This window comes from Amycolatopsis lurida, assembly GCF_900105055.1.
Lineage (GTDB): Bacteria > Actinomycetota > Actinomycetes > Mycobacteriales > Pseudonocardiaceae > Amycolatopsis > Amycolatopsis lurida.
Map to the genome: position 1 here is coordinate 6,744,535 of NZ_FNTA01000004.1, position 24,171 is coordinate 6,768,705.

General features: G+C 70.0%; 21 protein-coding genes. 9 read left to right on the forward strand and 12 right to left on the reverse strand.

The genetic code is table 11. From position 1 onward, the window contains the following. Window positions 1-133 precede the first annotated feature (133 nt). On the reverse strand, window positions 134-2,959 hold the full coding sequence (locus tag BLW75_RS37035; protein WP_034311208.1) for an ATP-binding protein: 2,826 nt from the start codon (window positions 2,957-2,959) through the stop codon (window positions 134-136). A 310-nt stretch (window positions 2,960-3,269) separates the two neighbouring features. On the opposite strand from BLW75_RS37035, the gene BLW75_RS37040 reads away from it, so the two are divergent. The 3 genes from BLW75_RS37040 (at window position 3,270) to BLW75_RS37050 (ending at window position 7,577) form a co-directional block, all read left to right on the forward strand. Beyond that, a complete protein-coding gene (locus BLW75_RS37040) occupies window positions 3,270-4,433 on the forward strand; it encodes a S8 family peptidase (protein WP_034311043.1) in 1,164 nt (387 codons plus the stop codon). Continuing rightward, entirely contained in the window at window positions 4,433-5,980 is a 1,548-nt protein-coding gene (locus BLW75_RS37045; protein WP_034311045.1) for a S8 family serine peptidase, read from the forward strand. The genes BLW75_RS37040 and BLW75_RS37045 overlap by 1 nt, the downstream gene beginning before the upstream one ends. Window positions 5,981-6,053: 73 nt before the next feature. Beyond that, window positions 6,054-7,577 (forward strand): phytoene desaturase family protein, encoded by a 1,524-nt coding sequence (locus BLW75_RS37050; RefSeq protein ID WP_034311048.1) that lies wholly within the window; start codon window positions 6,054-6,056, stop codon window positions 7,575-7,577. Between the two features lie 52 nt (window positions 7,578-7,629). Here the strand turns inward: BLW75_RS37050 and BLW75_RS37055 are convergent, their stop codons facing one another. Both BLW75_RS37055 and yaaA read right to left on the reverse strand, forming a co-directional pair. Continuing rightward, on the reverse strand, window positions 7,630-9,081 hold the full coding sequence (locus BLW75_RS37055; protein WP_034311050.1) for a trypsin-like serine protease: 1,452 nt from the start codon (window positions 9,079-9,081) through the stop codon (window positions 7,630-7,632). A gap of 87 nt (window positions 9,082-9,168) precedes the next feature. Beyond that, a complete protein-coding gene (gene yaaA, locus BLW75_RS37060; protein WP_034311210.1) occupies window positions 9,169-9,924 on the reverse strand; it encodes a peroxide stress protein YaaA in 756 nt (251 codons plus the stop codon). Window positions 9,925-9,983: 59 nt separating this feature from the next. Between yaaA and BLW75_RS37065 the strand changes: the two genes are divergently transcribed. Beyond that, window positions 9,984-10,952: a GNAT family N-acetyltransferase gene (locus BLW75_RS37065; RefSeq protein ID WP_034311053.1), complete on the forward strand. Its 969-nt coding sequence runs from the start codon at window positions 9,984-9,986 to the stop codon at window positions 10,950-10,952. Window positions 10,953-11,026: 74 nt separating this feature from the next. Continuing rightward, window positions 11,027-11,962 carry a hypothetical protein gene (locus BLW75_RS37070; RefSeq protein ID WP_034311056.1) on the forward strand — a complete coding sequence of 312 codons (936 nt, stop codon included), beginning with the start codon at window positions 11,027-11,029 and terminating at the stop codon, window positions 11,960-11,962. A gap of 34 nt (window positions 11,963-11,996) precedes the next feature. On the opposite strand, the gene BLW75_RS37075 is transcribed toward BLW75_RS37070, so the two are convergent. Both BLW75_RS37075 and BLW75_RS37080 read right to left on the reverse strand, forming a co-directional pair. Further along, entirely contained in the window at window positions 11,997-12,911 is a 915-nt protein-coding gene (locus BLW75_RS37075) for a 2-hydroxyacid dehydrogenase (RefSeq protein WP_034311058.1), read from the reverse strand. Between the two features lie 28 nt (window positions 12,912-12,939). Next, window positions 12,940-13,296: a VOC family protein gene (locus tag BLW75_RS37080; protein WP_034311061.1), complete on the reverse strand. Its 357-nt coding sequence runs from the start codon at window positions 13,294-13,296 to the stop codon at window positions 12,940-12,942. A gap of 126 nt (window positions 13,297-13,422) precedes the next feature. Here BLW75_RS37080 and BLW75_RS37085 point away from each other — a divergent pair, with 126 nt between their 5' ends. Continuing rightward, on the forward strand, window positions 13,423-15,171 hold the full coding sequence (locus BLW75_RS37085; RefSeq protein ID WP_034311063.1) for a proline--tRNA ligase: 1,749 nt from the start codon (window positions 13,423-13,425) through the stop codon (window positions 15,169-15,171). Continuing rightward, entirely contained in the window at window positions 15,171-16,106 is a 936-nt protein-coding gene (locus BLW75_RS37090) for a DUF8017 domain-containing protein (protein ID WP_034311065.1), read from the forward strand. Before BLW75_RS37085 ends, BLW75_RS37090 begins: the two co-directional genes overlap by 1 nt. Here the strand turns inward: BLW75_RS37090 and BLW75_RS37095 are convergent. The 4 genes from BLW75_RS37095 to BLW75_RS37110 form a co-directional block, all read right to left on the reverse strand. After that, the gene (locus BLW75_RS37095; protein ID WP_091599156.1) at window positions 16,043-18,217 is read right to left on the reverse strand and encodes a bifunctional lysylphosphatidylglycerol flippase/synthetase MprF; all 2,175 of its coding nucleotides are present in this window, start codon (window positions 18,215-18,217) and stop codon (window positions 16,043-16,045) included. The two genes, BLW75_RS37090 and BLW75_RS37095, sit on opposite strands and share 64 nt — an antisense overlap. Before the next feature lie 71 nt (window positions 18,218-18,288). Beyond that, window positions 18,289-19,140, reverse strand: a complete 852-nt coding sequence (locus BLW75_RS37100; protein ID WP_034311068.1) for a DUF8017 domain-containing protein — start codon at window positions 19,138-19,140, stop codon at window positions 18,289-18,291. Beyond that, window positions 19,137-20,045 (reverse strand): DUF8017 domain-containing protein, encoded by a 909-nt coding sequence (locus BLW75_RS37105; RefSeq protein WP_034311071.1) that lies wholly within the window; start codon window positions 20,043-20,045, stop codon window positions 19,137-19,139. The genes BLW75_RS37100 and BLW75_RS37105 overlap by 4 nt, the downstream gene beginning before the upstream one ends. 10 nt (window positions 20,046-20,055) lie before the next feature. Further along, window positions 20,056-20,742 carry an HAD hydrolase-like protein gene (locus BLW75_RS37110; protein ID WP_091599159.1) on the reverse strand — a complete coding sequence of 229 codons (687 nt, stop codon included), beginning with the start codon at window positions 20,740-20,742 and terminating at the stop codon, window positions 20,056-20,058. A 127-nt stretch (window positions 20,743-20,869) separates the two neighbouring features. Between BLW75_RS37110 and BLW75_RS37115 the strand changes: the two genes are divergently transcribed. Next, window positions 20,870-21,868: a YhgE/Pip domain-containing protein gene (locus BLW75_RS37115; protein WP_034311075.1), complete on the forward strand. Its 999-nt coding sequence runs from the start codon at window positions 20,870-20,872 to the stop codon at window positions 21,866-21,868. On the opposite strand, the gene BLW75_RS37120 is transcribed toward BLW75_RS37115, so the two are convergent. The 3 genes from BLW75_RS37120 to BLW75_RS37130 are packed head-to-tail and all read right to left on the reverse strand — an operon-like array spanning window position 21,806 to window position 23,605. Next, window positions 21,806-22,216 (reverse strand): secondary thiamine-phosphate synthase enzyme YjbQ, encoded by a 411-nt coding sequence (locus tag BLW75_RS37120; RefSeq protein ID WP_034311078.1) that lies wholly within the window; start codon window positions 22,214-22,216, stop codon window positions 21,806-21,808. The genes BLW75_RS37115 and BLW75_RS37120 overlap by 63 nt on opposite strands. Window positions 22,217-22,221: 5 nt before the next feature. Beyond that, on the reverse strand, window positions 22,222-23,031 hold the full coding sequence (locus BLW75_RS37125) for a DUF3626 domain-containing protein (protein ID WP_241783547.1): 810 nt from the start codon (window positions 23,029-23,031) through the stop codon (window positions 22,222-22,224). Between the two features lie 10 nt (window positions 23,032-23,041). After that, window positions 23,042-23,605 (reverse strand): helix-turn-helix domain-containing protein, encoded by a 564-nt coding sequence (locus BLW75_RS37130; RefSeq protein ID WP_034311080.1) that lies wholly within the window; start codon window positions 23,603-23,605, stop codon window positions 23,042-23,044. Between the two features lie 31 nt (window positions 23,606-23,636). On the opposite strand from BLW75_RS37130, the gene BLW75_RS37135 reads away from it, so the two are divergent. After that, window positions 23,637-24,167 (forward strand): GNAT family N-acetyltransferase, encoded by a 531-nt coding sequence (locus BLW75_RS37135; RefSeq protein ID WP_034311083.1) that lies wholly within the window; start codon window positions 23,637-23,639, stop codon window positions 24,165-24,167. The last annotated feature ends 4 nt before the right edge of the window (window positions 24,168-24,171 follow it).

The following is a 24,171-nucleotide window of genomic DNA, read 5'->3' on the forward strand; positions in this document are numbered from 1 at the left end:
CCACCGGCTCCCTGCCGGATCGCGCACGATCATTCCCGACCCCTCGGGACGACCGCAACCGATTTAATTCTCGTGAGTGTTTGGGGCCGTCTCTTAGCTACCTACGGGGATTCCGGCCGCGGGAGCCGGGCGCCTAAGCCGACCGCAGGCCCGCCAGCTCGCTCCGCGACCGCACCTTCAGCTTCCGCAGGACACTCGCGACGTGCTGTTCCACCGTGCGCCGGGACAGGAACAGCACCTCGGCGATCTCCCGGTTGGTGTGCCCGGCGGCCAGCAGGCGGGCGACGTCGCGCTCGCGGGGGGACAGCTCGTCGCCGTATCCGCGGCGGCCACGTCGCGACGGGGCGACCGCGCCGGTGGACCGGAAGGCGTGGCGGCAGCGCGCGGCGTCGCGGGTGGCGCCGAGGTGGTCGAAGGTCTCCGCGAGCGCCGCGAAGGTCTCGGCGACGTCCTCGTCGCGGGCCAGACGGCAGCGCGTGGCCCGTTCGGCGATCAGCGCCGCGTGATACGGCGCGGGAAGGGCTTCGAACCGGGTCCTGGCGTCCTCGAAGGCCTCGATCGCCTCCGCGTGCTCGCCCCGGGACGCCGCGACGAGCCCGCGGTTCGCGGCCAGCGCCGCCCGGGTCGACGGCGCGTCGAGGTCGCCGATCCGCCGTTCGAACTCGTCGGTCAGCGCTTGCGCCTCGGCGTCCCGTCCGGTGGCGCAGTACGCGTCGACGGCGGCCATCAGCAGATCGGCACCCCAGGCCCAGACACCCTTGGCGCGCAAGAGTTCCAGTCCCTTTTCGGCCTGCGCGACGGCGGCCTCGCCGAGATCCTGCGCGAGCAGCATGCCCGCCATCCCGGCGTGCGCGGCGATCGCGACCGGGGTGAACGCGTTCTCCGGCTGGTCCGCCGCGGTGCCGGCGAACCGGGCGGCGGCCTCGTCCCATTCGCCGCGGGCGGCGGCGAGCAGCCCGAGGACCAGGCACAGCTCACTGGTCACGGGCAGGAGGTCCCGGTACTCGTCGATCAGCGCGCAGGCCCGTTCGGCCAGGCCGTCCCAGTTCCCGGTGAGCCAATCGGTGTGGACGGCCGTCGCGCGGGCGGTGCTGACGACGTACGGCGCCCCGCAGTCGGCGGCCAGCTGCATTCCGCTGTGCAACAGGCTTCTCGCCCGCCGATGGTGGCCGGTCCAGGCGCAGGCGTCGGCGCTGTTGCAGTGCAGCCGCGCCAGATGCCGCTGTTCGTCGGCGGAACCGACGCTGGTGGGCGCCCGGTCCAGCATGTCCCAGCCGCGCGCGTCCCCGATGTGCAGCCGCGACGCCACGTTGTTGGCCAGCAGGATGATCTGCAGCCGCCGGTCGGTCGCCTGCTCGATGAGCCCGTCCACCCGGTCCATCCAGCGCCGGTGCTCCCGCAGCGGGGTCGCGCCGACCCACGGCTGCGCGAGCACGCCCATCCCGCGTCCGGCCAGGTCGGGCCGGTCGGCGAGGTCGTTGACGGCGATCTCGATCTCGGTCCTCGCGGCCTCCAGACCGCCCGCCTGGCGCACCAGCAGGAGCCCGAGCCCCAGCCGGACCTCGCCGCTCAGGCGGCCGGACAGCCTGCCGTCGGTGAGCAGCCGCTCCAGCGCCGGGACGACCTCGGTCTGCGCGAGGCCGTTGCACGCCACCGAACTGAACTTGACCGCCAGTCTGTCCACATCGGACGGTTGCAGGCCGGGTTCGTCGAGCAGGGTGCGGAGCAGATCCGTCGCGGTCGCGAGATCACCGACCGCCGACGCCTGATCCGCGGCCGCTTCGCCGTACTTCAGGGCGCCCGCCCGGTCACCCGCCTTGCGGCAGTGCTCGGCCAGCCGCACCAGGGATTGCGGGAGGCGGTCGCGCAGCAGCCGCGCTGCCCGCCGGTGCAGTTCCTGGCGATCGGGGCCGGGGATGGTGCGGTACGCGGCCTGCTGGGCGAAGGCGTGCCGGAAGCCGTACGTGCCCTCACCGGTCTCCACCAGGACGTTGCGTTCCAGCGCGAGGACGAGCGCGCGGCGGGCGCGTTCGGGGGTGAGCGCGGCCGCGGCGGCCAGCAGGTCCGAAGTGGACGGCGTGGCGAGGACCGCGGCGGCTTCGGCGATCCGCCGGGCGGCCGGCGGCAGCGCGACGAGGAGTTCGACCGTGGCTTCCCGCAGCAGCGCAGGGACTTCGACCGTGTCGAGCAGGTGCCGCGCGGTCGCGCCGTCGGCGTGCACCGCGCCCTCGACGCCGCCGATCGCGCGCACGATCTCCTCGACCACGAACGGGATCCCCGCGGTCCGCTCGTGCAACCGTGCGGCGAACTCGGCGGACACGTTCGCTTCGCCGAGCAGTGCCGACACCATCGCTTGGACGCCGTCGCGGTCCAAGGGCCGGAGTGTCACGAGCGCGTGCGCGGTGCCGGGCGCCGGGCGGTAGGCGCTGCCGAGCGGGATGCCGCCGGGCGTCTCTTCACGCCGATAGGTGAGCAGGAGGGTCAGGCCCGTTGGCGGATCGGTCATCAGGAACCGCAGCAGGCGGCGGGATCCGTCGTCCGCCCAATGGAGGTCTTCGATGAGAAGGACATGCGGGCCCAGCGAGCCGAGCAGCTCCCGGACGGCGCGGAAGAGCCGGTGTCGTTCGGCCCTCGGATCGCCGAGCCGGGGCGGCGGCTCCGGAAGGAAGGCCGCGAGTTCCGGCAGATAGGGCGCGAGGACACCGGTCACGGGGTTGAGGTCACGCGACGGCCGGACGTCCTTCAGCGCGTCGAAGACCACGCCGTAGGGGAAAGGCTCTCGCAGCGGCTGGCAGGTTCCGGTGAGGACCGGACGCCCGCCCAGTTCGGGGCAGGCCAGCAGTTCGGCGGCGAGCCGGGTCTTGCCCACCCCCGCTTCGCCTTCGAGCATGAGCACCGACGGCGAGCGCATCGCGCCGTCGAGGAGTTCGCGTAGTTCCGCCTCGCGGCCGACGAGCACGGGCGCGCTCGTCCTGCGTCGGCAGCCACCGATCACCATTGCCGGGTCACCCCCGCTTCACGAACCACACCGTTCGAGTGAACGCAGCTTAAGCGGCTGCTTAGTGATCACGGAACCCACTCGGACCGTCACAGAACTTTCGTAGGGACGGGGAGTTCCCCTATTAGATACGTAGTCCTACGGAGTGTTGCCTCGCTTGTTCGCGCAGGTCCCGCCACCCGAAAGTGATTCATGCGTGACTGCACGTCACGGCGTCGGCTCGGATCCCCGCCGGCGCGAACCACCTGTTCGAGTGAACGGAGCTCAGGAGATGCGTGGAGAACTTCGACGTCACCGGATCGCGGGTGCGGTGCTCGCCGGGGCCTGTGCGGCGGCCACCGTGGCCTTCGCCGGACCGGCCACGGCCGCCGAGGGGCAGATCCGCGGCGCCGGTGTGCCGGGAGCCGTCACGGACGGGTACATCGTCTCGCTCAAGAGCGGCGACGCCGGCCTCGCGGCCAAGTACGGCGGCCAGGTGAAGGCGACCTACACCGCCGCGCTGAACGGTTTCTCGGTGAAGATGACCGAGGCGCAGGCGAAACGCCTCGCGGCCGACCCGAACGTCGACTTCGTCCAGCAGGACGCGGTCGCGCATATGACCGGCACCCAGACCAACCCGACCTGGGGCCTGGACCGGATCGACCAGAAGAACCTGCCGCTGGACAAGAAGTACACCTACCCGAACACCGGATCCGGGGCGACGGTCTACGTCCTCGACACCGGTGTCGACTACCGCCAGTCCGAATTCGGCGGCCGCGCGACCAGCGGGTACGACTTCATCGACAACGACAGCGACGCCCGCGACTGCCAGGGCCACGGGACGCACGTCGCCGGTACCGTCGGCAGCGCGACCTACGGTGTCGCCAAGGGGGCCAAGATCGTCTCGGTCCGCGTGCTGAACTGCCAGGGCAGCGGCCAGTACTCGCAGATCATCAGCGGGATCGACTGGGTCGTGAAGAACGCCAAGGGCCCGTCGGTGCTCACCATGAGCCTCGGTGGCCCGGCCGACTCCGGGGTCGACGCCGCCGTGCGCCGCGCCGTTTCCGCGGGCATCACCAACACGGTGGCCTCCGGCAATTCCAACACCGACGCCTGCGGCACCAGCCCGGCCCGGGTTCGTGAAGCCATCACCGTCAACGCCACCCAGAGCGACGACCGCCGGTCGACGTTCTCGAACTACGGCAGCTGCACCGACATCTTCGCGCCGGGGACCAGCATCACCTCCCTGCGCAACGGTGGCGGCACCCAGCAGATGAGCGGTACCTCGATGGCGACGCCGCATGTCGCCGGCGCGGCCGCGATCTACCTGACCTCGAACCCGTCGGCCACCCCGGCCGCCGTCGCCTCCGGTCTCGCCAACGCCGCCACCAGCGGTGTCGTCAAGAGCCCGGGCACCGGTTCCACCAACAAGCTGCTGAACGTGGCGGGTCTCTGATGTGGCGCGGCGTGCGGGCCGGTGTGGTGGCCGTCGCGGCCACCGCGCTGGCCGCGCTCGCCGCGGGCAACGCCCTCGCCGCGGAGGCGGAAGGCGTTGTCGTGCAGGCGAAGCAGCACTACGGCGATCAGTACATCGTAGAGCTTCACGAGGTCGGCACCCTGGCGGTCGAGCAGTCCTCGGCCGCGCTGACCGGCCGCTATGGCGGCGAAGTCCGGTCGGCGTACAAGAACGTGATGCGCGGGTTCTCGGTCAAGGGCATGTCCGAGCGGCAGGCCCGGCGGCTCGCGGCCGACCCGGCGGTCAAGGCGGTCTACCAGGACGGCACCGCACGCGCCGTAGGCACGCAGACCAACCCGACCTGGGGTCTCGACCGGGTCGACCAGAAGAACCTGCCTCTGGACAAGAGTTTCACGTACCCGAACACGGGTGAGGGCGTCACCGCGTACGACCTCGACACCGGGATCAACCCGGAGAACCCGGAGTACGAGGGGCGCGCGTCCGTCGGCAAGGACTTCTTCGGCGGCAACGGGAAGGACTGCAACGGGCACGGCAGTCACACCGCGGGCACCATCGGCAGCAAGACCTACGGCGTGGCGAAGAAGGTCAAGCTCGTCGGGCTGAAGGTGCTGGGCAACGACTGTTCGGGCAACGGGCCCGACTCCGGCATCATCGACGCGGCCGAATGGATCACCGCGAACGGCACCAAACCGGCGGTGGCGAACCTGAGCCTCCGGATGGATCAGGCAGGCGTCGGCGACGACGTCATCAAGAAGTCCATCGCGGCCGGTTTCGTCTACGCGGTGGCGGCGGGCAACGAGAACCAGAACGCCTGCAACGTCAGCCCCGCCCGGGTCCCCGAGGCGATCACGGTCGGCGCCTCGGATCAGAGCGACAACAAATCCTCGTTCTCCAACCACAGTTCGTGCGTGGACATCTTCGCCCCTGGCAGCAACATCACGTCGCTGTCCACGTCCAACGGTGGTTCGGCGAACATGAGCGGGACGTCGATGGCCACGCCGCACGTGGCCGGGGCGGCGGCGCTGTACCTCGCCGCGAATTCCGGTGCCACCGCGCAGCAGACGCGGGACGCGCTGGTGAACAACGCCTCCGACGGCGTGCTCAAGGGACTGCCGTCCGGCACGGTCAACAAATTGCTGAACGTGTCGTTCATCGGCGGCGGTGGCCCCACACCGACGTGCGGGGTCAAGTCCACCACGACACCGGTGTCCATTCCGGACGCGGGTGACGCGGTGACCAGTTCGGTGACGCAGGAAGGCTGCGACGGGAAGGCGTCGGCGACGCTGCCGGTCAAGGTCGACATCGCGCACACTTACACCGGTGACCTGGCGATCGACCTGATCGGGCCGAGCGGTGCGGTGTTCGGCCTCAAGCAGGCGGGAGGGATCGGCGAGGCGACCGGCGTGCACACGTCGTACACGGTGAACGCCTCGTCCGAACCGGCGAACGGGACCTGGAAACTGCGGGTCCGTGACGTCTACCGGTTCGACAGCGGGACGATCGAAGGTTTCTCCATCACCTTCTGAGTCCTTGCGAACGGCGGTGCGCCGCGGTCACGATGGCCGCGGCGCATCGTCGTTTTCGCTGGGAGGCTTTCGCATGGAGTCCTACGACGCCGTGATCGTCGGTGGCGGGCACAACGGCCTGGTGGCGGCGGCCTACCTGGCCAGGGCCGGCCGCTCGGTGCTGGTGCTGGAAAGGCGGGACGAGGTCGGCGGGGCTGCGGTCTCCTTCCGTGCCTTTCCCGGCGTCGACGTCCGGCTGTCGCGGTACTCGTATCTGGTGAGCCTGCTGCCGCGCAAGATCATCGCGGACCTCGGGCTCGGGCTGGATCTCCGGCGGCGGCGGATGTCTTCGTACACGCCCGTCGGCGACGGTGGTCTCCTTGTCGACACGGGCGACGACGGACGTACGGCGGCGTCGTTCTCCGCCCTCACCGGGTCCACAAAGGACTTCGAGGCGTGGCGGCGGTTCTACGCGATGACGTCCCAGGTCGCGAAACGGACTTTCCCCACCCTGACCGAACCGCTGGTGTCCAGGGAGGAACTGCGTTCGGGGATCGAGCCGGAGGCGTGGGACGCGCTGTTCGAACGGCCGATCTCGGAAACGCTCACCCGGATGTTCGGCGACGACACCGTCCGGGGCGTCGTCCTGACCGACGCGCTGATCGGTACTTTCGCCGGAGCCGGTGATTTCCGGCAGAACCTGTGCCTGCTCTACCACGTGATCGGCAATGAGACCGGCGACTGGGACGTGCCGGTGGGCGGGATGGGCGCGGTGACCGGGGCGCTCGCGTCGGCCGCGTCTTCCGCCGGGGCACGGCTGACGACCGGTGCCGAAGTGGTGTCGATCGACCCCGGTGGCTCAGTGCGTTACCGGCTCGGCGACGACGAGTTCGTGGTGCGCGGCGGGCACGTGCTGTCGAACGTCGCGCCGCGGACGCTCGCGCGGTTGCTGGGGGAGGAGCCGCCGGAGGCGCCGGAAGGCGCGCAGCTCAAGGTGAACATGGTGCTTTCGAGGCTGCCGCGGCTGCGCGATTCGAGGGTCGATCCGCGCGAGGCGTTCGGTGGGACGTTCCATGTCAACGAGGGCTACGAGCAGTTGGCGACGGCCTACGCCGAGGCCGAGGCGGGCCGGATCCCGTCGCTGCCGCCGTGCGAGATCTACTGCCACTCGCTGACCGACCCGTCGATCCTCGGCCCGGCCGAACAGGCCACCGGGGTGCAGACGCTGACACTGTTCGGCCTGCACATGCCCGCGCGGCTGTTCGCGGGGCGGAACGACACCGCGCGCGAGGAGGCGTTGCGGGCGACCTTGTTCTCTTTGGACAGTGTGCTGGCCGAACCGATCGAGGATTGCGTGCTGCGTTCGCCGGACGGCGGATTGTGCATCGAGGCGAAGACGCCGCTGGATCTCGAAGCCGAGCTGGGGTTGCCGGCGGGACACATCTTCCATCGCGATCTGTCGTGGCCTTATGCGGCGGATGCCGCCCAGGTGGGGCGCTGGGGTGTCGAGACCGCGCACGAGCGGGTGCTGCTTTGCGGTGCCGGGGCCGTCCGGGGCGGCGGAGTCTCGGGCATCCCCGGCCACAACGCCGCGATGGCGGTGCTTTCCAGCGCGTGAAGGCCCCCTTCCCTCGGCTCAGCCGAGGGAAGGGGGCCTTCACGCGCATTCGCTACTGGACGGTGAGGGTGTAGGTCGCCGTGGCGGTCTTGCCCGCCGAGTCCGTCGCGGTGACGGTCACCGGGTACGTGCCCCGTTGGAACGGCGCGGCCACCTGCATGGTCGAACTGCCACCGCTCGAGATCGTCGTCGGGTTGAAGAACGGTGCGAACGGCAGCCCCTGCCCGGACGCCGACAACGTGATCGTGCCCGTGCCACCGGTGGCGGAAACCTTGACGTTGCTGAAGAAACCGGGCTGTGAGGTCCCGCTGGCGGGGCTCAGGCCCACCTTGAGCTCACCCGGTTGCGGCGCGCCGTCGCCGACGGTCAGCGTCAGGTTCGTGGTGGCGGTGTCGGTGGTGCCCTTGCCCGAGATCGTGACGGCGTAGTCCTTTTCGGCCGTCCCGGCGGGAACCTCGATGCTCACCTTCGCCGACTCGCCCGAGTTGATCGTCGCGGGCTGGAACGTGGCCGTCGCGCCCTCGGGAAGTCCCGAAGCGCCGAGGTCGACCTTCTCCGCGCCGTTCTTGCCGGGCTTGCTGGTCACCGTGGCCGAAACGTACTTGCCCGGCTCGACCTTGAGGGCCGACGGCGTCACGCCGAGCGAGAACTTCTCCGGGTTCTGCGGCTCGCCGATCTGCTGCTTGACCCAGTCACCCATTTCGTTGTTGAGCCTGCCGTACACGCTGTACCACTTGAAATCGCTACGGCTCCAGGAAGCGACCCCGACGACCTTGCCGTCCACGATCAGCGGGCCGCCGCTGTCACCCGGCAGGATCGTGACGCGGCCGTCGCTGTAGCCGCTGCAGATCATCGTGGCGTCTTTGAAGCCCGCGCCGACGCCGCTGCAGTTGCTGCCCTGCACGATCGGCAGCGTGAACTTGTGCAGTTCGACGTTGCGGGTGTCGTCGTTGTGGTCCTTCTTGCCGTAGCCGAGCCCGAGCCCCGACTTGCCCGGCTTGTGCAGCTCCGTGTCGGCCGAGGTCGCGACCTTCGCGTACTGGCCACCCGGCACCGGGATGTCGGCGTCGGTGGTGACCACCGCGACGTCGTACCCCTGGTCGAAGTTGACGTACTTCGGGTGCTTCTCGTAGCTGACGACGCCGATCCGCGTCCCGCCACCGGCGTTGAGGTCGTCCAGTCCGTACAGGAAGGACTTCTCGCCCGCCGCGTCCTTGCAGTGCGCGGCGATCAGGATCTTGCGTGGCGCGACGACCGATCCGGTGCAGGTCTGGCCTTGCGGGCGAGTTCCGCCTTCGCGGAGACCCGCGATGATGAAGGGGTGGTCCTTGACCGAGGCGGGGGTGCCGCCGATGGAGTTCGTGTGCAGTCCACCGGGGACGACCGCTTGATCCGTCGGGGTGACGGCGGGCAGGTTCGCGGCGGCCGCCGGAGCGGGCAGGAGGACCGAGAGGCAGCCGAGGGTGGCGGTGGCGATCCCCAGTAGCCGTTGTCTTCTGTTCACGGTGGTTCCTTTCCAGGTGGCTGGAAATCACTTTCCGCATGTGCACCTGGCGGAACAACCGAGGAAGGAGCCCGTAGGGGTACGGAACTAATGTGTCCCGTCGCCGGTGAGCAGCTCGATACTGTGCTCACCGGTGCGCTCGACGTCGAGGCCCGCCTTCGTCAGTACCCGCATCAGCTGCTCCACAGTGGACGGTTCGCTGCGCGACTTCACCAGCTCCGCGGCCAGCCGTCCCTTGTACGCCTTGTTGAAGTGGCTCACCGTGGTCCGGTCGCCCTTCGCGTCCTCGGTCACGACGCGCACGGTCACCGCGTCCGGGCGGAGCTTCGCCAGCGCCGAGTAGGTTCCGGACCGCAGGTCGACGACGAGCCCCTCGACGGCTTGGAGCGCCGGTTCGAGGACCGGTTTCCACACGCTGCGGACGGTGCCGAGCGACGGCAGCGTGTTCCCGCCCGAAAGCCGGTACGCGGGGATCGGGTCGGTCGCCGCGACCACCCCGAACAGCGCCGAAGCGACGGCGAGGCGCTTCTCGGCCTTCGCCAGCGTCGCCTTGGTGAAGGACTTCACGTCGAGCGCGTCGTAGAGGACTCCGGTGTAGCGGCGCAGCGCGGGCATCGTGGGCGAGGTCCACAGCTCGGCGTTGCGGGCGACCTCGTCGGCCTGCCGCGGCGTGATGCCGAGCGCGGCGACGCTGGCCGGGACGTCGACGGCCAGTTCGGTCAGCGCGTCGGCCAGCTTCGCCCGGGTCGGGTTCAGCTCCGGGAACGACAGCGCGTCGAGGTCCAGCGGCTCGCCGGTGCCGCCGGCGGCCTTGGTCTCGGAAGGAGGGAGGAGCACGAGCACCACGGAAGCGTAACTAAATGGAGTGCGTCACCCCGAGGCGCGGGCTTAGCCTCGTCCGCATGAGCTTGATCTGGCGCCCGCTGACCATGGACGACATGCCGCGACTGGCCGAGACCTTCGCCGAGGCGGAGCGTGTCGAGCCGATCGAGGAGCACTACAGCGCGGAAGATCTCGCCGAAGAGATCGGTACGCCGACCGTCGACCTGCCGACGGCGTCCACCAGCGCCTGGGACGGCGACACCCTGGTCGCTTACGGTCTGCTCCGGAAGCGTGACGCGGCGGATCCGGTGCACATGATGCGAGTCGAGACGCTCGTCCACCCCGCGTACCGCGACGACGCGATCGCCGCGCGTCTCACCGGCTGGTTCGAGGAGGCGGGCAAGGAGCTTCACGCGAAATCCCACCCGGACGTACCGCTGGAACTGCACGCCGCGGCCAACACCAAGCAGCGCTGGCTCTCCGAGGTACTCGTGGACGCCGGGTACGAGCACGCCCGATGGTTCGTCGACATGCGGGCGGACCTCGGCTCGATCCCGCCGGCCAAGCCGCTGCCCGAAGAGTTCCCGCTCGTCGCGTACGAGCAGAAGTACGAGGCGCTCACGCTGCGTTCCCGTAACGAGACCTTCGCCGACCACTGGGGAAGCACGGAGCAGTCCCCGGAGGCCTGGCGGCATCTGATCGTCGGTGCGAAGGACTTCCAGCCGCACCTGTCGTTCCTGCTGCTGAGCCCGGACAGGGACCGGGTGGTCGCGATGGTGCTGAGCGCCCACTTCGCCTCCGATACGGCGGCCACCGGTGTGAAGGATCTGTACGTCAGCCACGTCGCGACCGACGCGGGCCTTCGCGGGCGCGGGATCGCGGGCGCGCTGCTCGGGCACACGCTCGCCCAGGCCAAGGCCGACGGTTTCCAGCGGGCTTCGCTCAACGTCGACCAGGACAACACCCATCGTGCCCTCGGCGTCTACGAGCGTGTCGGGTTCAGCGAGTTCCAGCGCTGGGCCGGGTACGTGAAGCCCGTTCCGACCTGACCGGTTGTCACCCGAAAGGGCGGATTTCGGTACAGTCGATCTTCTCGGATGAGATCGCTGGGGGTGGTAGGGCGTTGCCGGTTTCCGCACGCCTCGGCTGGCACGACCTGCCGTCGGCGACGCGTGACGCCGTGGAGCGTGAACTCGGGTCGGCGGTCCGTCGTTCGTTGTGGCAGACCCCGGAGTTCGACGGTGGTGTCGCCGCGCGGCTCGAACTCGAGCGCGATCATCGCTGGGTCTTCCTGAAGGCGATCCCGGTGGGCAGTCCGCGCGCGGGCGGCTACCGGACGGAGGCCGCCATCGCGCGACGGCTTCCCCCGGAGGCGCCCACGCCGAAGCTTCTGTCCTTTGTGGATGGCGAGTGGCTGGTGCTCGCGTTCGCCGACTTCGACGGCACCAGGCCGAACCTGCGCCCGGGATCGCCGGACCTCTCCGCGGTACTGGCCACCTTCGGCGCGCTCGGGCGCACGCTCACGCCGTGCCCGCTGCCCGACGTCCCGGACGCTCTCGACGATCTCGGCCCGCTCCTGCGCGGCTGGCACGAACTGGCGAAGGAGCCGCCGGACGACCTCGACGGCTGGGCCGTCCGCAACCTCGACCGGCTCGTCCAGCTGGAGACGTCCTGGCATCCCTGGTCGGCCGGGGACACGTTGCTGCACAACGACATCCAGCCCGAGTACCTGGTGCGAACCGGCCCGGGCCGGGTGCTGGTCACCAATTGGCGTTACCCGGCGCGGGGCGCGGGCTGGCTCGACCTGGTCGCGCTCGTCCCGTACCTGCTCGACGCCGGGCACGAGCCCGCCGACGTCGACCGCCTGCTCCGGCGGCGCCCCGTGCTGGCCGGTGTCCCGGTCTGGGCGGTCACCGCGTTCGGTGTCGCGCTGGCCGGGCATGCCGAACGAGCGTCCCGGCTACCGGAGCCGCCCGCGACTACGGGGGTCCGCGCGGCGCAGCGTCGTCTCGCCGCGGCGATGCGTGACTGGCTCGCTTACCGGACGCACTGGCAGTAGCGCCTCGCCCGGCTCGTGAGTGGCTAGGACGGTTCTAACCGTCCTTACCCCTCACGAGGTTCAGCGGCTCCTGACCGGCGGCGTACCGGCGCAACTGCTCGGCGACCAAGCGCTTCGCGCGCGGGTAGAACGACGCCGACCCACCCGCGATATGCGGCGTGATGATCACTCCCGGCGCGGTCCACAGAGGATGCCCGGCGGGAAGCGGTTCCGGATCGACGACGTCCAGCGCGGCGCGCAGCCGCCCGGAGACGGCCTCGGCCGTGAGCGCGTCGGTATCGATCGCCGAGCCTCGCCCGACGTTCACCACCAGGGCGCCGTCCGGCAGCGCCGCGAGCTCCGCGGCACCCACCAGGCCCATGGTCGCAGGCGTTTCGGGCAGGATCAGGACCACGATGTCGGCGGACGGCAGCAGTTCCGCCAGTTCGCCCACGCCGTGCACACGCTCCGCGGGCCGGGCCGTGCTCGCCACCCTGGTCACGATCGCTTCGGCCGCGACCAGCTGCCGCTCGATGGCCTGGCCGATCGAGCCGTGGCCGACCAGCAGCACCCGGCTGTCGGCCAGCGACCGCGTGTGCTCGCGCTCCCACGACGCCGTCGCCTGCTGTGCGAACCAGCGCGGCAGATCCCGCTGCGACGCGTGGATCAGCGCCAGCGCGTGCTCGGCCACGCTGAGGTCGTGCAGGCCGCGACCGTTGGCGAGCCGCGCCCCCGCCGGCACCAGCGGGATCAGCTTCTCCACTCCGGCCGACAACGACTGCACGAGCTTCAGCGACGGAAGCCGCGAGAGCAGCTTCATCGGCTCGGCGCCGGTGTCGTACGGCAGCACGTAGACCTCGACGTCATCGAGGCCCTCGTCCGGCAGCGGCCCCCAGCCGTCGTAAAGCCGCGCGCTCAGGCCCTCGGGCAGCTCGATGTCGGACCAGGGCAGGATGGCTCGCTCCGTCATGCCGCCATTCTGACCATCGCGGCCTGCCTCAGCCCTCGTGGGTGGCCACGCAGAATTCGTTGCCGACGGGATCGGCCAGCACCGTCCAGGTGAAGCCCGGCATCTCGTGCCTGTCCAGCTTCTTCGCACCCAATCCGATCAGACGCTCCACCTCCTTCTCCATGTCGTCGGTACCGAAGTCCATGTGGACCCGGTTCTTGCCCACCCGCTCCTCAGGCACACGCTGGAAGGCGAACACCGGCCCGTTCTCCTTCTTGGCGCGCAGGATCAGGAACTCGCCGTCGTGGTCCTGATCCACCTCGACCTCGAGCGCCTTCGTCCAGAACGCCGCGAGCCCGCGCGGATCCGCGCAGTCGATCGTGATCATGCCCAGCTCGATACCCATGGCGGCACGCTAGCGGCACCCACCGACAAAACCGGGCGCGCGCGATAACCGGTTGAACCGGCCCGGGGCGGGGTGACTACGCTGCGCAGAACGTCTCAGCACGTAATTCCAGCGAGGAGCCCAGAAGTGATCACCAGGATGTCGTCGTTGTTCCTTCGCACCCTGCGTGAGGATCCGGCGGACGCCGAGGTACCGAGCCACCGGCTCCTGGTACGCGCCGGCTACGTCCGCCGGGTGGCCCCGGGCGGCTACTCCTGGCTGCCGCTGGGCCTGCGGGTGCTGCGCCGTATCGAGAACGTCGTCCGCGAAGAGATGAACGCCATCGGCGCGCAGGAGATCCAGTTCCCCGCGCTGCTGCCGAAGGAGCCTTACGAGGCCACCGGCCGTTGGACCGAGTACGGCGACGCGTTGTTCCGCCTCAAGGACCGCAAGGGCGCCGACTATCTGCTCGGCCCGACGCACGAAGAGCTCTTCGCGCTCACCGTGAAGGGTGAATACAGCTCGTACAAGGACTACCCGGTCGTCCTGTACCAAATCCAGACGAAGTACCGCGACGAGGCGCGCCCCCGCGCCGGCATCCTGCGCGGCCGCGAGTTCGTCATGAAGGACTCCTACTCCTTCGACCTCGACGACGAGGGCCTGACCAAGTCATACGAGCTGCACCGCCAGGCCTACACGAAGCTGTTCGACCGCCTCGGCATCGAGTACGTCGTCGTGAAGGCGACCTCCGGCGCGATGGGCGGCTCGGCCTCCGAGGAATTCCTCGCCGTCGCCGAGACGGGTGAGGACACCTACGTCCGCAGCACCGAATCGGGTTATGCGGCCAACGTCGAAGCGGTCACCACGCCCGCTCCCGAAGCCAAGCCGATCGAGGGACTGCCCGAGGCGAAGGTCCACCACACGCCGGACACCCCGACCATCGAGTCGCTGGTCTCGTTCCTGAACAACGCCGGCCTCGGCCGCACCTTCACCGCCGCGGACACGCTCAAGAACGTCCTGGTGAAGACCCGCCAGCCGGGCGCGAAGGAGTGGGAGCTGCTGGCCATCGGCCTCCCCGGCGACCGCGAGGTCGACACCAAGCGTCTCGAAGCGTCGCTCGAGCCCGCCGAGTTCGAGCTGCTCGAAGAGGCCGACTTCGCCAAGAACCCCTTCCTCGTCAAGGGCTACATCGGCCCGAAGGCGCTGAAGGACAACGGCGTCCGCTACCTGCTCGACCCGCGTGTCGTCGACGGCACCGCCTGGGTCACCGGCGCCGACGAGCGCGATCACCACGTGGTCGACCTGGTCGCGGGCCGCGACTTCACCGGTGACGGCACCATCGAGGCCGCCGAGGTCCGCGAGGGCGACGCGTCACCCGACGGCAAGGGCACCCTGGTCGCCGCGCGCGGTATCGAGATCGGGCACATCTTCCAGCTGGGCCGCAAGTACGCGGACGCGTTCGAGCTCGACGCGCTGGGCCCCGACTCCAAGCCCATCCGCATCACCATGGGTTCCTACGGCGTCGGCGTCTCGCGGCTGGTCGGCGTGCTCGCCGAGCAGAACCACGACGACCTCGGCATCGTCTGGCCGCGCGAGGTCTCGCCGTTCGACGTGCACGTCGTCATCGCGGGCAAGGACGAGACGGTCGCCGCGGGCGCGGAGAAGCTCGCCGCCGAACTGGACGCCGCCGGCCTCGAGGTCGTCCTCGACGACCGCAAGGCCACCCCCGGCGTGAAGTTCGCGGACGCCGAACTCGTCGGTGTGCCGACGATCCTCGTCGTCGGGCGCGGCCTGGCGAACGGTGTCGTCGAGGTCAAGGACCGCCGCACCGGTGACCGTGAAGAGATCGCCGTCGACGCGGTCGTGGAGCACCTGGTCAAACTCGTCCGCTCGTAATGGGCCTTTTCGGCAAGAAGCGCCGGGATTCCCCGGGCTACGAGGACAACGCGGCGCTGGACGGGTTCGGGGGCTATCAGCCTTCGGACTCGTCCGGCTACACGCCTGCGCCCGAGACACCGGCTCCAGTCGAGCCGGAGCCGCAGAAGCCCGCGAAGCAGCCGATGTCGCGGAGCGGGCGAAGGGCCATGTACGGCTTCTTCGCGACGATCGGTGTCATCGCGGTCGCCGCTCTCTCGAACACCAGCGACCGGTCTTCGGACAGCAGCGCGCCGACCACCCGGGCCCCGGTCGTCTACACGCCTTCGCCTCGGGTCGTCGCGCCGCCGGTGACCGAAGGCTGGCAGTCGGTCGCCGGGAAGGACGGCGTGTACGCCTACGACGTCCCGCCGAACTGGACGCCGAAACCCGGCACGATCCACGGCTGGGAGAAGGGCACCCAGGTCCCGGGCATCACCATGGTCGCCAGTGCGTTCGTCGGCGAGGGCTACTGCCCGCAGGAGAAGCGAAGCAGGCTCGGCGGCGCCGGCGTGGCGAACGTGAAGGTCTCCGATCCCGCCACCGCGGCGCGGAAGGCGGTCGACGATCTCGCCGTCAGCGCCTACAACCCGGAGAACGGCCCGCTGACCGCCAAGATCACCCCGGAACCGCCCCAGCCGACCGAGTTCACCCTCGCCACCGGCAAGAAGGTCCCTGCCAGCATCGTCCTCGCGGAGGTCGTCACCCCGCCGGGCCCGTGTGGCGCGCAGCGCGCCCTGGTCGGAGTGATCGCGCCGGAGCTGGGCGACGCCTCGGCGGCCCTGGCCGTCTATTCGGGCCAGGACGCGCCGGGCGGTGCTGATCGGGAGCTGATCCTGAAGATCCTCAAGACCTACCGGGGTGTCCCGGAGGCCGACCGCAAGACCATCACGCCGCCGCCGTCGACGGTGCGCTGAGGCTTCTTGCCCGACCGCGCGAGCTTCGCCAGCCGCAGCAGCCCGGTGTTCGGCAGGTACGCCCGGCCGAGCGCGATCCCGATCCGCGGCAGATCCGCCTCGTCGCGGAACGCGAGGTACAGCGGCACGTGGCGCGGCTGGAACTTCGCCTTGAACGCGTGCAGCGAACGGAAGCCGTAGAACGGCTCCATCATCGTGCCGAGCGCGTCCAGCACCCGCTCGACGGCGTGCGCGGGTTCGCCGGAGCTCGCCAGCGGGGCGCCGGACAGCGAGACGAACTTCGCGCCTTCCTCGCGGAAGGCCAGGCACGACGACGCGATCAGGAACTCCATCGACGGGCGGAACCCGTCGGCGCGTTTGCGCATGACGTCGAGTGTCCAGCCGCCGATCGCGCCCGCGCCGGTGTACACCGGCAGCCACGACGTCACACCGTGGACCACGCCGTCGGCGTCCACCGCGAGACCCACGCGGGTCTCGGGATCCATCGCCTCGTCGACGCCGCCGAGGGTGAAGCCCATCTCCGGCATGCCCTTGTCGCTGATCCACTCCTCGGAGATCGCGCGGACCTGCGAGATCACCGCGCGCGGCTGGTCGGCGAGCCGGACGAGCCGGAACTCGATGCCGTCCTTCTTGGCCCGGTTGAGCGCGGTCCGCACGTCCTGCCAGCGCTTGCCGCGGAACTCGAGGGTTTCCAGTTCGATCAGGGTGTCCTCGGCGACCTGGACCTGCTTCCAGCCGAGCTCTTCGGTCTTGGCGGTGGTTTCGCCGGTGGCGGAGAACAGGCACGGCACGAGACCGGTGTTCTCGCACATCGTGATGAACTCGGCGATCGTCCGGTCGGCGGCGCCGTCCGGGGCGATCGGGTCGCCGAGCGCGATGGCGACCCCGGCGTGCCGCCGGTAGGCGAGGTAGGACTTGCCGTCCGCGGCCACGAAGTACGAGTTCTGCGGCCAGGTCGTCATCCACGAAAGGGTGCTTCCGCCATGGCGGCTGAGCAGCGTGCGGGCCAGCGCGGGGTTGCCCATCCGGCCGAGACGGCGGCACTTCCGCCGCGACGGCACGCGGAAGGCGCCGCGCGAAGAGACCAGCAGGGCGAATTCGACCGTCCAGAGCAGGTTGTCCACGAAGAACAGCGGCGGATCCACCACGCCGGCGTCCTCGCCGAAGATCTCCGCCAGCGTGAGCACCCCGCCGTAGACCATCACCTGCAGGATGACGAAGGAGGTCAGGATCATCGCGCACCACCAGGCGACCTGGCTGCCCTTGCGCAGGCCGTTCATGATCGGCACCACGATCAGGCACAGGACGACGACTTCCCAGGTGGACAGCGAAAGCTCTTCGGACGAACCGAAGGGACCGTTGCCCGGTACGAAGGACATCACCAGTTCGGCGACCGTCAGCACCAGCAGGCCCGCCATGACGTAGAACCGCCACTCGCGCAGGCTCGGCCTCCGCTCGCGTGAGGAATCCTTGGCACCGAGGAACTTCCGGCCGAACGGCAGGGCGAGGACGAGGGCGAAGAAGTGCACGAGGTCGGCGAGTGTGCCGACGAAGATGATCGCGACCCCGGCGTAGACGCACAGCCCGGCGCGCAACCGCAGGCGCCACGGCGGGCGCAGGGTCGCACTGGCGACCGCGACCGCGGCGAGAGCGCCGCCGGAGAACCCGACGTCGAGGCTGCCCGCGATCCGCTCCGCCCATTCCCAGCCGGAGTTGCGGCTCAGCGCCAGGAACTGGACCGCCACCAGCACGCTGACGAACTGGCCGCCGATGGCGACGGCCATCGCCCGCCGGGTGCCGAGCCGCCATTCCGCGAACCCGGCGAACAACGCGAAGCTGAGCACCATCGGCAGGTAGTACAGCGGGACGACCGCGAACAGCGGTCCGGTGAACAAGGTCCACCACCGGCCTGATTCGAGCGACGGCAGCCCATACGCGATGTACGGGTACGCCGCGCGGTCCTCGGCGGCCGACCAGAGCGCGCCCGTGGCCAAGGCGAGCGCGAGCATGGTCAGCGTGACGAGGCTGGTGAAAGGCAGCCGGTGCCTCAGCACCGTGATGATCTTGCGCGTCCGGCCCGGCGCGGCCGTCCCGCTTCCCCCTTTTGGCATGGAACTCAAATTAGGCCCGGGAGGTGCTCGGACACATCCGGCACGGGACCCATTTTTCCCTTAGGGGAGTGCTACTCGCGACGGATGCTCTCACCCATCTTGAGGACGACACCGCTGGCTATCGCGCCGGGGATCTCCTGGTCCGCCAGTATCAGGAGGACGTGGTAGCGGCCTGACCCGGGCAGCGCGCTCAGCGGGAGGGCGATCGCGGTGATCGCGACCGACGGGGCGGGGCACGGTCCGCCAGGGGCGGGGACGACGGTGGTGGTCACGGCGGTGGCGGTCGTCCCGCCGTCGAGGACCGGCACCGGCCCGGTTTCGCCGACCTCCGTTTTCGGGGAACGCCCGTACGCCGCTTCGGCCCAGCGCAGCGTCGTTTCCTCGGCGGCCTGGCCGAGATCGCCGACTTCGCCCTCGTCGATGGTGGTGAATCCCGCCGTCGCGCGGGCCGAGAGATCGGTGCTGGGGCAGAACGCGCGGCGGAACCGCGCGACCCCTTGCAGGGTGACGAGGTCCCCGGCCGGGGTCTCGTAGCCGATGGCGACGTCGGGCGCTTCGAGTTTCCAGTCGGGCGGGACGTCGTAGACGAACGGGTGATCGTCGGACACCACCGGTTGCCAGCCCGCGATCACGGGCCGGATCCGCGTGGCGGGTGCCGGATCGGGCAGGACGAGGTCATGGGCGGACGGCGGTGGAGCCGCGGTCTTGGCCTGGTAGGTGGCCGTCGTGCCGACGACGATGACGGCGGCCAGCCCGAGGACACCCAGCGTCGGCCTGAGGCGGAGGCGACGGCGCGGCGGGACGGCGTCCCGGACGACCGGAAGAGGCCTCGTCCGCTCGGCTTCGGTTTCGAGTGGCTGCCCGGTGAGCGGATCGACGAACCACGGCCGAGGTTCGTCGCTCCGCCCACCGGGGCCGGTCATTGCTGCGGCCTCAAACTCGCGAGGATCATTTGCGCGTCCGCTTCGGGCAGGGCGTCCGGGGTGCCCTGGTCGAGGACCATCACGAAGCAGATGGTCTGTTCACCGACCTTGAAGGCCGCTGAAGTGACCTTCACGCTCGGAGCCCGGCAACCTTCCCCTTCGCTCGGGGTGAACGAGGCGGTGGAGCTGAGCGCTGGGATCGTGCCGCCGGCGATGGTGATCTGCTTGAGTTCGGGCAGCGGCACGTCGGCCTTGCCGGTGGCGGACTGGATCCAGAGCCGGACGGCGCCTCTGGCGGCGTTCTCGACGGGGATCTGGTCCGCGGTGGCGAAGCCGACCAGCCCGCGGTGCGAACCGCTGATGTCGGGGCAAGCGCCGAGCCTGTACCTCATCGCTTCGTGGATCACCATCTTCATGTCGCGCTCGGTGTTCCCGGTGACATAGCCCGGCGAGGTCTCCCAGCCCGACGGGGGCAGGTCGTAGGCGGTTTTGTCCTTCACTGACAGGATCCCCTGCCAGCCGGGCGTCGTCGAGGGGACTTTGTTGTCCTTCGGGGCACCACTGCTCGAGGAAGGCGGCTTCGACGCCGAAGACGGCGGCGGCACCGGCGCGGAGGAAGGCGGCCCAGCCTGGGGCTGCGGCTCTTCGCCGTCACGCAGGACGAAGAACAGCGTGGCGCCCACGGCGATCACCAGGACCAGCGCGCCGAGGCCGATCCACAGCCCCTTGTTGCCCTTCTTCGGCGGCTCCGGCGCGAAACCCTGGTACGGCTGCTGCGGGAACTGCTGGTAACCCTGGTACGGCTGCTGGGCGTATTGGGGTGGGTAGCCCTGCTGCGGGGGTTGCTGCTGGTAGGGCTGTTGCGGTTGCTGCTCCGGCCAGCCGTTGCCGCCTGGGTATGCCATGAAAGCGAGCTTAGTTAACGTCCCCGAGCACGGCCGCACGCACCGCGGCCAGGTCGGACAGGTCTCCGAGCACGGTGTGCGCGCCCGCGTCGGCCAGTTCCTCCGCGCTGAACTGCCCGGTCGCGACGGCCACCGCGACGGCGCCGTTGTCGAGCGCGGCCCGCACGTCGTCCGGGGTGTCGCCGATGACGACGACCGACGCCGGCGCGAACTCGGTGCCGTGTTTCGCCGAAGCGTGGCCGACGGCGGCGGGCACCAGATCGGGGCGGTGCGCCGAGAGCGAGCCGTAGCCGCCTATCTCGAAGTCCACGTGCTCGTGCAGGTCGAACGCGGTCAGCTTGTGCACGGAGATCTCCGGCAGATTCCCGGTGACCAGTGTCTGGACGATGCCGCCATGCGACGCGAAGGCGTTCAGCGCGTTCTTCGCGCCCGGGAGCGCCCGGCCGCTCGAAGCCAACGTCGGAGCGTGGCTTTCGGAGACCGCGATCAGCGCGAGCCAGAGCTTGCGCACGTTCTCCTCGGTGGGCTCGACGCCGTGCGAGGTCAGGATGTCCGCGCTGATGGCGCGTTCGGTGCGGCCGCCGAAATTCGGCATCGCCCTGAGCTCGATGCCGGCGACCTCGGCGAGCGCGGTCGTGTACCAGGCGGCGCCGACGCCGCGCAGGTCCACGAGGGTCTGGTCGATGTCCCACAGCACGAGCCGGTGCGGAGTAGTCACGTGATCGACGGTACCGGTGAGCTAATTCAACGTCTGTTGACTTCTGCGGGCAAGGAGCTTACCTTGGCAGTTAATTCAACGGATGACGAATAAATGGAGGACGGTCATGTCGAACCGTCGCCCCGCCGGGGCCTTCGCTTTACTTGCCGCGGTGGCCGGTGCACTGGTCGCCGTCGTGCTCGGCTTTCTCACCTTCGGCGCGCAGGCCACCGTCGCACCCGACGGGCTGCCCATCGCCGTCGCCGCACCCCCAGGCCCGTTCGAGGCGGCCGCGAAGGGGATCGCGTCCCATGGCGGAGACCAGGTCTCGTGGCGGGTGACCTCACCCGAGGAGGGCCGGAAACTGTTGGAGGACAAGGAGGTCTACGGCGTTCTCGAATTGCCGTCGACGGTCGTGGTCTCCGGCGCGGTGAACCCGTCCGGAACGCAGATCGCGCAACAGGCACTGACCGGTGCCGCGCTGGCGATGGGCGGGACACCGAAGGTCGAAACGCTGCATCCCGCGAGTGCGGCGGGCCGGGTGGCGCCGCTCGCGCTGAGCGCGCTGGCATGGGTCGGCTGCCTGGCCGCGGGCGCCGTGCTGATCCTCGCCGGACGGCGGATCGGCCGGAACGCGGGAGCCGCCGCGCGGTTCACGCAGATCGTTTCGGCGGGCGTGCTGGTCACCGGTGTGCTGGCCGGATTCCTGAAGCTGTGGGACTCCGCGCTCCCGCTCGGCTGGGACGTCCTCGGCTTCCTTTTCCTGGCCTCGACCGGGTTCGCCGCGCTGCAGACCGGGTTGCTGCGGCTGCTCGGCGTACGGGCGATGGCGATCCTCGGCCCGCTGTACCTGGTCGCGCCCGCCGTCGCGGGTCAGGTGCCGGAGCTGCTGAACCCGGCGTACCGCGCGGTGCTGTGGTCCTGGACGCCGTTCCGCTTCGTCGCGGAAGGGCTCCGGAGCCTGCTGCAGGGCGTGCCCGGCGCGCCGGACGTCGCGACCGGGGCGTGGGTGCTCGCCGGACTGCTCGCGGCGGGGCTGGTGCTCGCGCTGTGGCCGGGCCGCTCAACCTTCCAGAAGGCTGAAGCGGACACGCCGGACCGGGTTGTCCAGGTTGGTGTCCACTAGGCAGACCGACTGCCAGGTGCCCAGCGTCATCACCCCGCCGAGCACCGGGATCGTCGCGAACGGCGGCAGCAGCGCGGGCAGGACGTGGTCACGGCCGTGACCGGGACTGCCGTGCTGGTGCCGCCAGCGGCCGTCGCGGGGGAGCAGTTCGTCGATTGCGGTGAGCAGGTCTTCGTCGCTGCCGGCGCCGGTTTCGAGGATCGCCAGCCCGGACGTCGCGTGCGGGACGAAGACGTGCAGGATCCCGTCCTCGGCGTCCGCGTCGCGCAGGAAGGCCTCGGCGTCCTTGGTCAGGTCGTGCACCACGGCCACGCTGCCGGTGCGCACCTCGATCTCCGTGGAATACATGCTCTTCACGGTAGTGCCCCGAAGCGGGCGACGTAGTGCCAGACGCGTTTGAGGGCCTGCTGGTCGACGTCGCGAGCTTCGCCGAGGACTCGCGGGTCGAGGTAGCCGTCTTCGGCCAGTGCCAGGCCGAGTTCGACGAATTCGGGACCGCGGTACGCAGGATGGCGGGCGAGTTCTTCGGTGGACAGGCGGAAACCGGGATGCCATTCGACCGGGCAGCCGAGTCTCGACGCGGCCTTCTCCACGTCGGTGCCACGGTGGCTCGGGTCGAGAACGAGGGCTTCGACGTCCTTCGTGAGATCGATCGGCCCGTGCACGTGTGCCTCGATGTAGTCGTCGAGAAGGTCGGTGTCGTCTCGGGTCGCCAGCTCGATCAGTGCGGAAACCCTGGTGCCGCAGCCGAAATCCGCCGGGTTCAGCACGCTGTCCGGGTAGCAGAACGTCGTCCGCGCGACCGTGTGCGCGGCCATCCGGAAATGGGCGGAGCCGAATCTCGGCGCGCCGCCGACCGCGCGGCGGCGGAAGTTCAAGGCGCCGTACTTGGGCCGTTCGGCGGCGGGAGCGTCGTCGTAGGCGCCGCCGAACATCCGGCTCTCCCAATGCCAGCGGTCTCCGCCGGGACGCGCGGTGAGCCCTCCGTTGCTCGTCCCGGTTTCGAACTGGTTGCGGTAGAACCCGTCTTCGGCCATCGCCGCCAGCAGCGGGCGGCCGTCCACTGTGGACCTGTCCGGATGGAAGTGCAGGGTCACCGGCAGCCCGGCCGCATGCCCGCCGCGTGCTTTCGCCGCGACGTACGCGAGTGCCCGCCGATTCACCAGCCGATTATCAGGCGTTCCGCCGGGCGAGGGCGACCAGATATCGGACCGGCTCGCCGGTCGGGTTGACGTAGGCGCACGGCTTGGGGGTGCCGAGCTGGAGGCAGTCACCGGCGTCGAGTTCGTGCTCGACGTCGCCCTCGCGGAAGCGCAGGTGCCCGTCGAGCACCCAGATCTGGTGATGGGTCAGCGCGTAGGTGTGCGCGGGGAAGGCGACCTCGGCGCCCGCGGGCAGCACGACCTCGACCAGTTCCAGCGGCCCGCCGAGTGTGGGCGAGACCGCGCGCCGCACGTACCCGGTGTCGGGGTCGGTCCAGGTCGGCTGCTCGGCGGCGCGCACGAGCCGCCGGTCGCCGTGTTCGGCGCGCGCGATCAGCTCGGACAACGTCATCCCGAGCGCGGCGGAAAGCCTGCTGAGCAGGACCGCCGTCGGCTGCGCCTCGCCTCGTTCGATCTTGCCGATCATCGCCCTGGACACGCCCGAGGACTCGGCGAGGGCGTTGGCCGAGAGGTTCTGGTCGAGCCTCGCGGACTGGAGCGTCGCGGCGAGCGACGCGGACAAGGGATCCGACATGCTGCTCACTATAGTGGCAACCTCGGCTACTATGGTAACCATGGTGATCAGGGAAGCGACGGAAGCCGACGCGACGGCGTGCGCGGAGATCTACGCGCCGTATGTCACCGACACGGTGATCTCGTTCGAGACCGAGCCGCCCAAGCCGGATGAGATGGCCGAGCGCATCGCCAAGGCGCAGCGATCGCACGCATGGCTTGTCCTCGAAGACGACGAAGGCCGTGTCGCCGGCTACGCCTACGGAGGCCCCTTCAGTGGGCGGCCTTCCTATCGCTGGTCGTGCGAGGTCAGTATCTATCTGGAGCTCGGCCGACGGCGGACCGGTGGCGGGCGCGCGCTCTATCAGGCGCTGCTGGACAAGCTGGCGTCGCGCGGCTTCCGGAACTTCTGCGCGGGAATGGTGCTGCCGAACGACGCGAGCGCCGGCCTGCATCGCGCGCTGGGCTTCGAGCCGGTGGGGACCTACCGGCGGATCGGGTACAAACACGGAGCGTGGCGGGACGTCGCGTGGGTGCAGTTGTGCCTGCCGGAGGTGGACGGGGTCCCGGTGGAGCCGCGATAGTGCG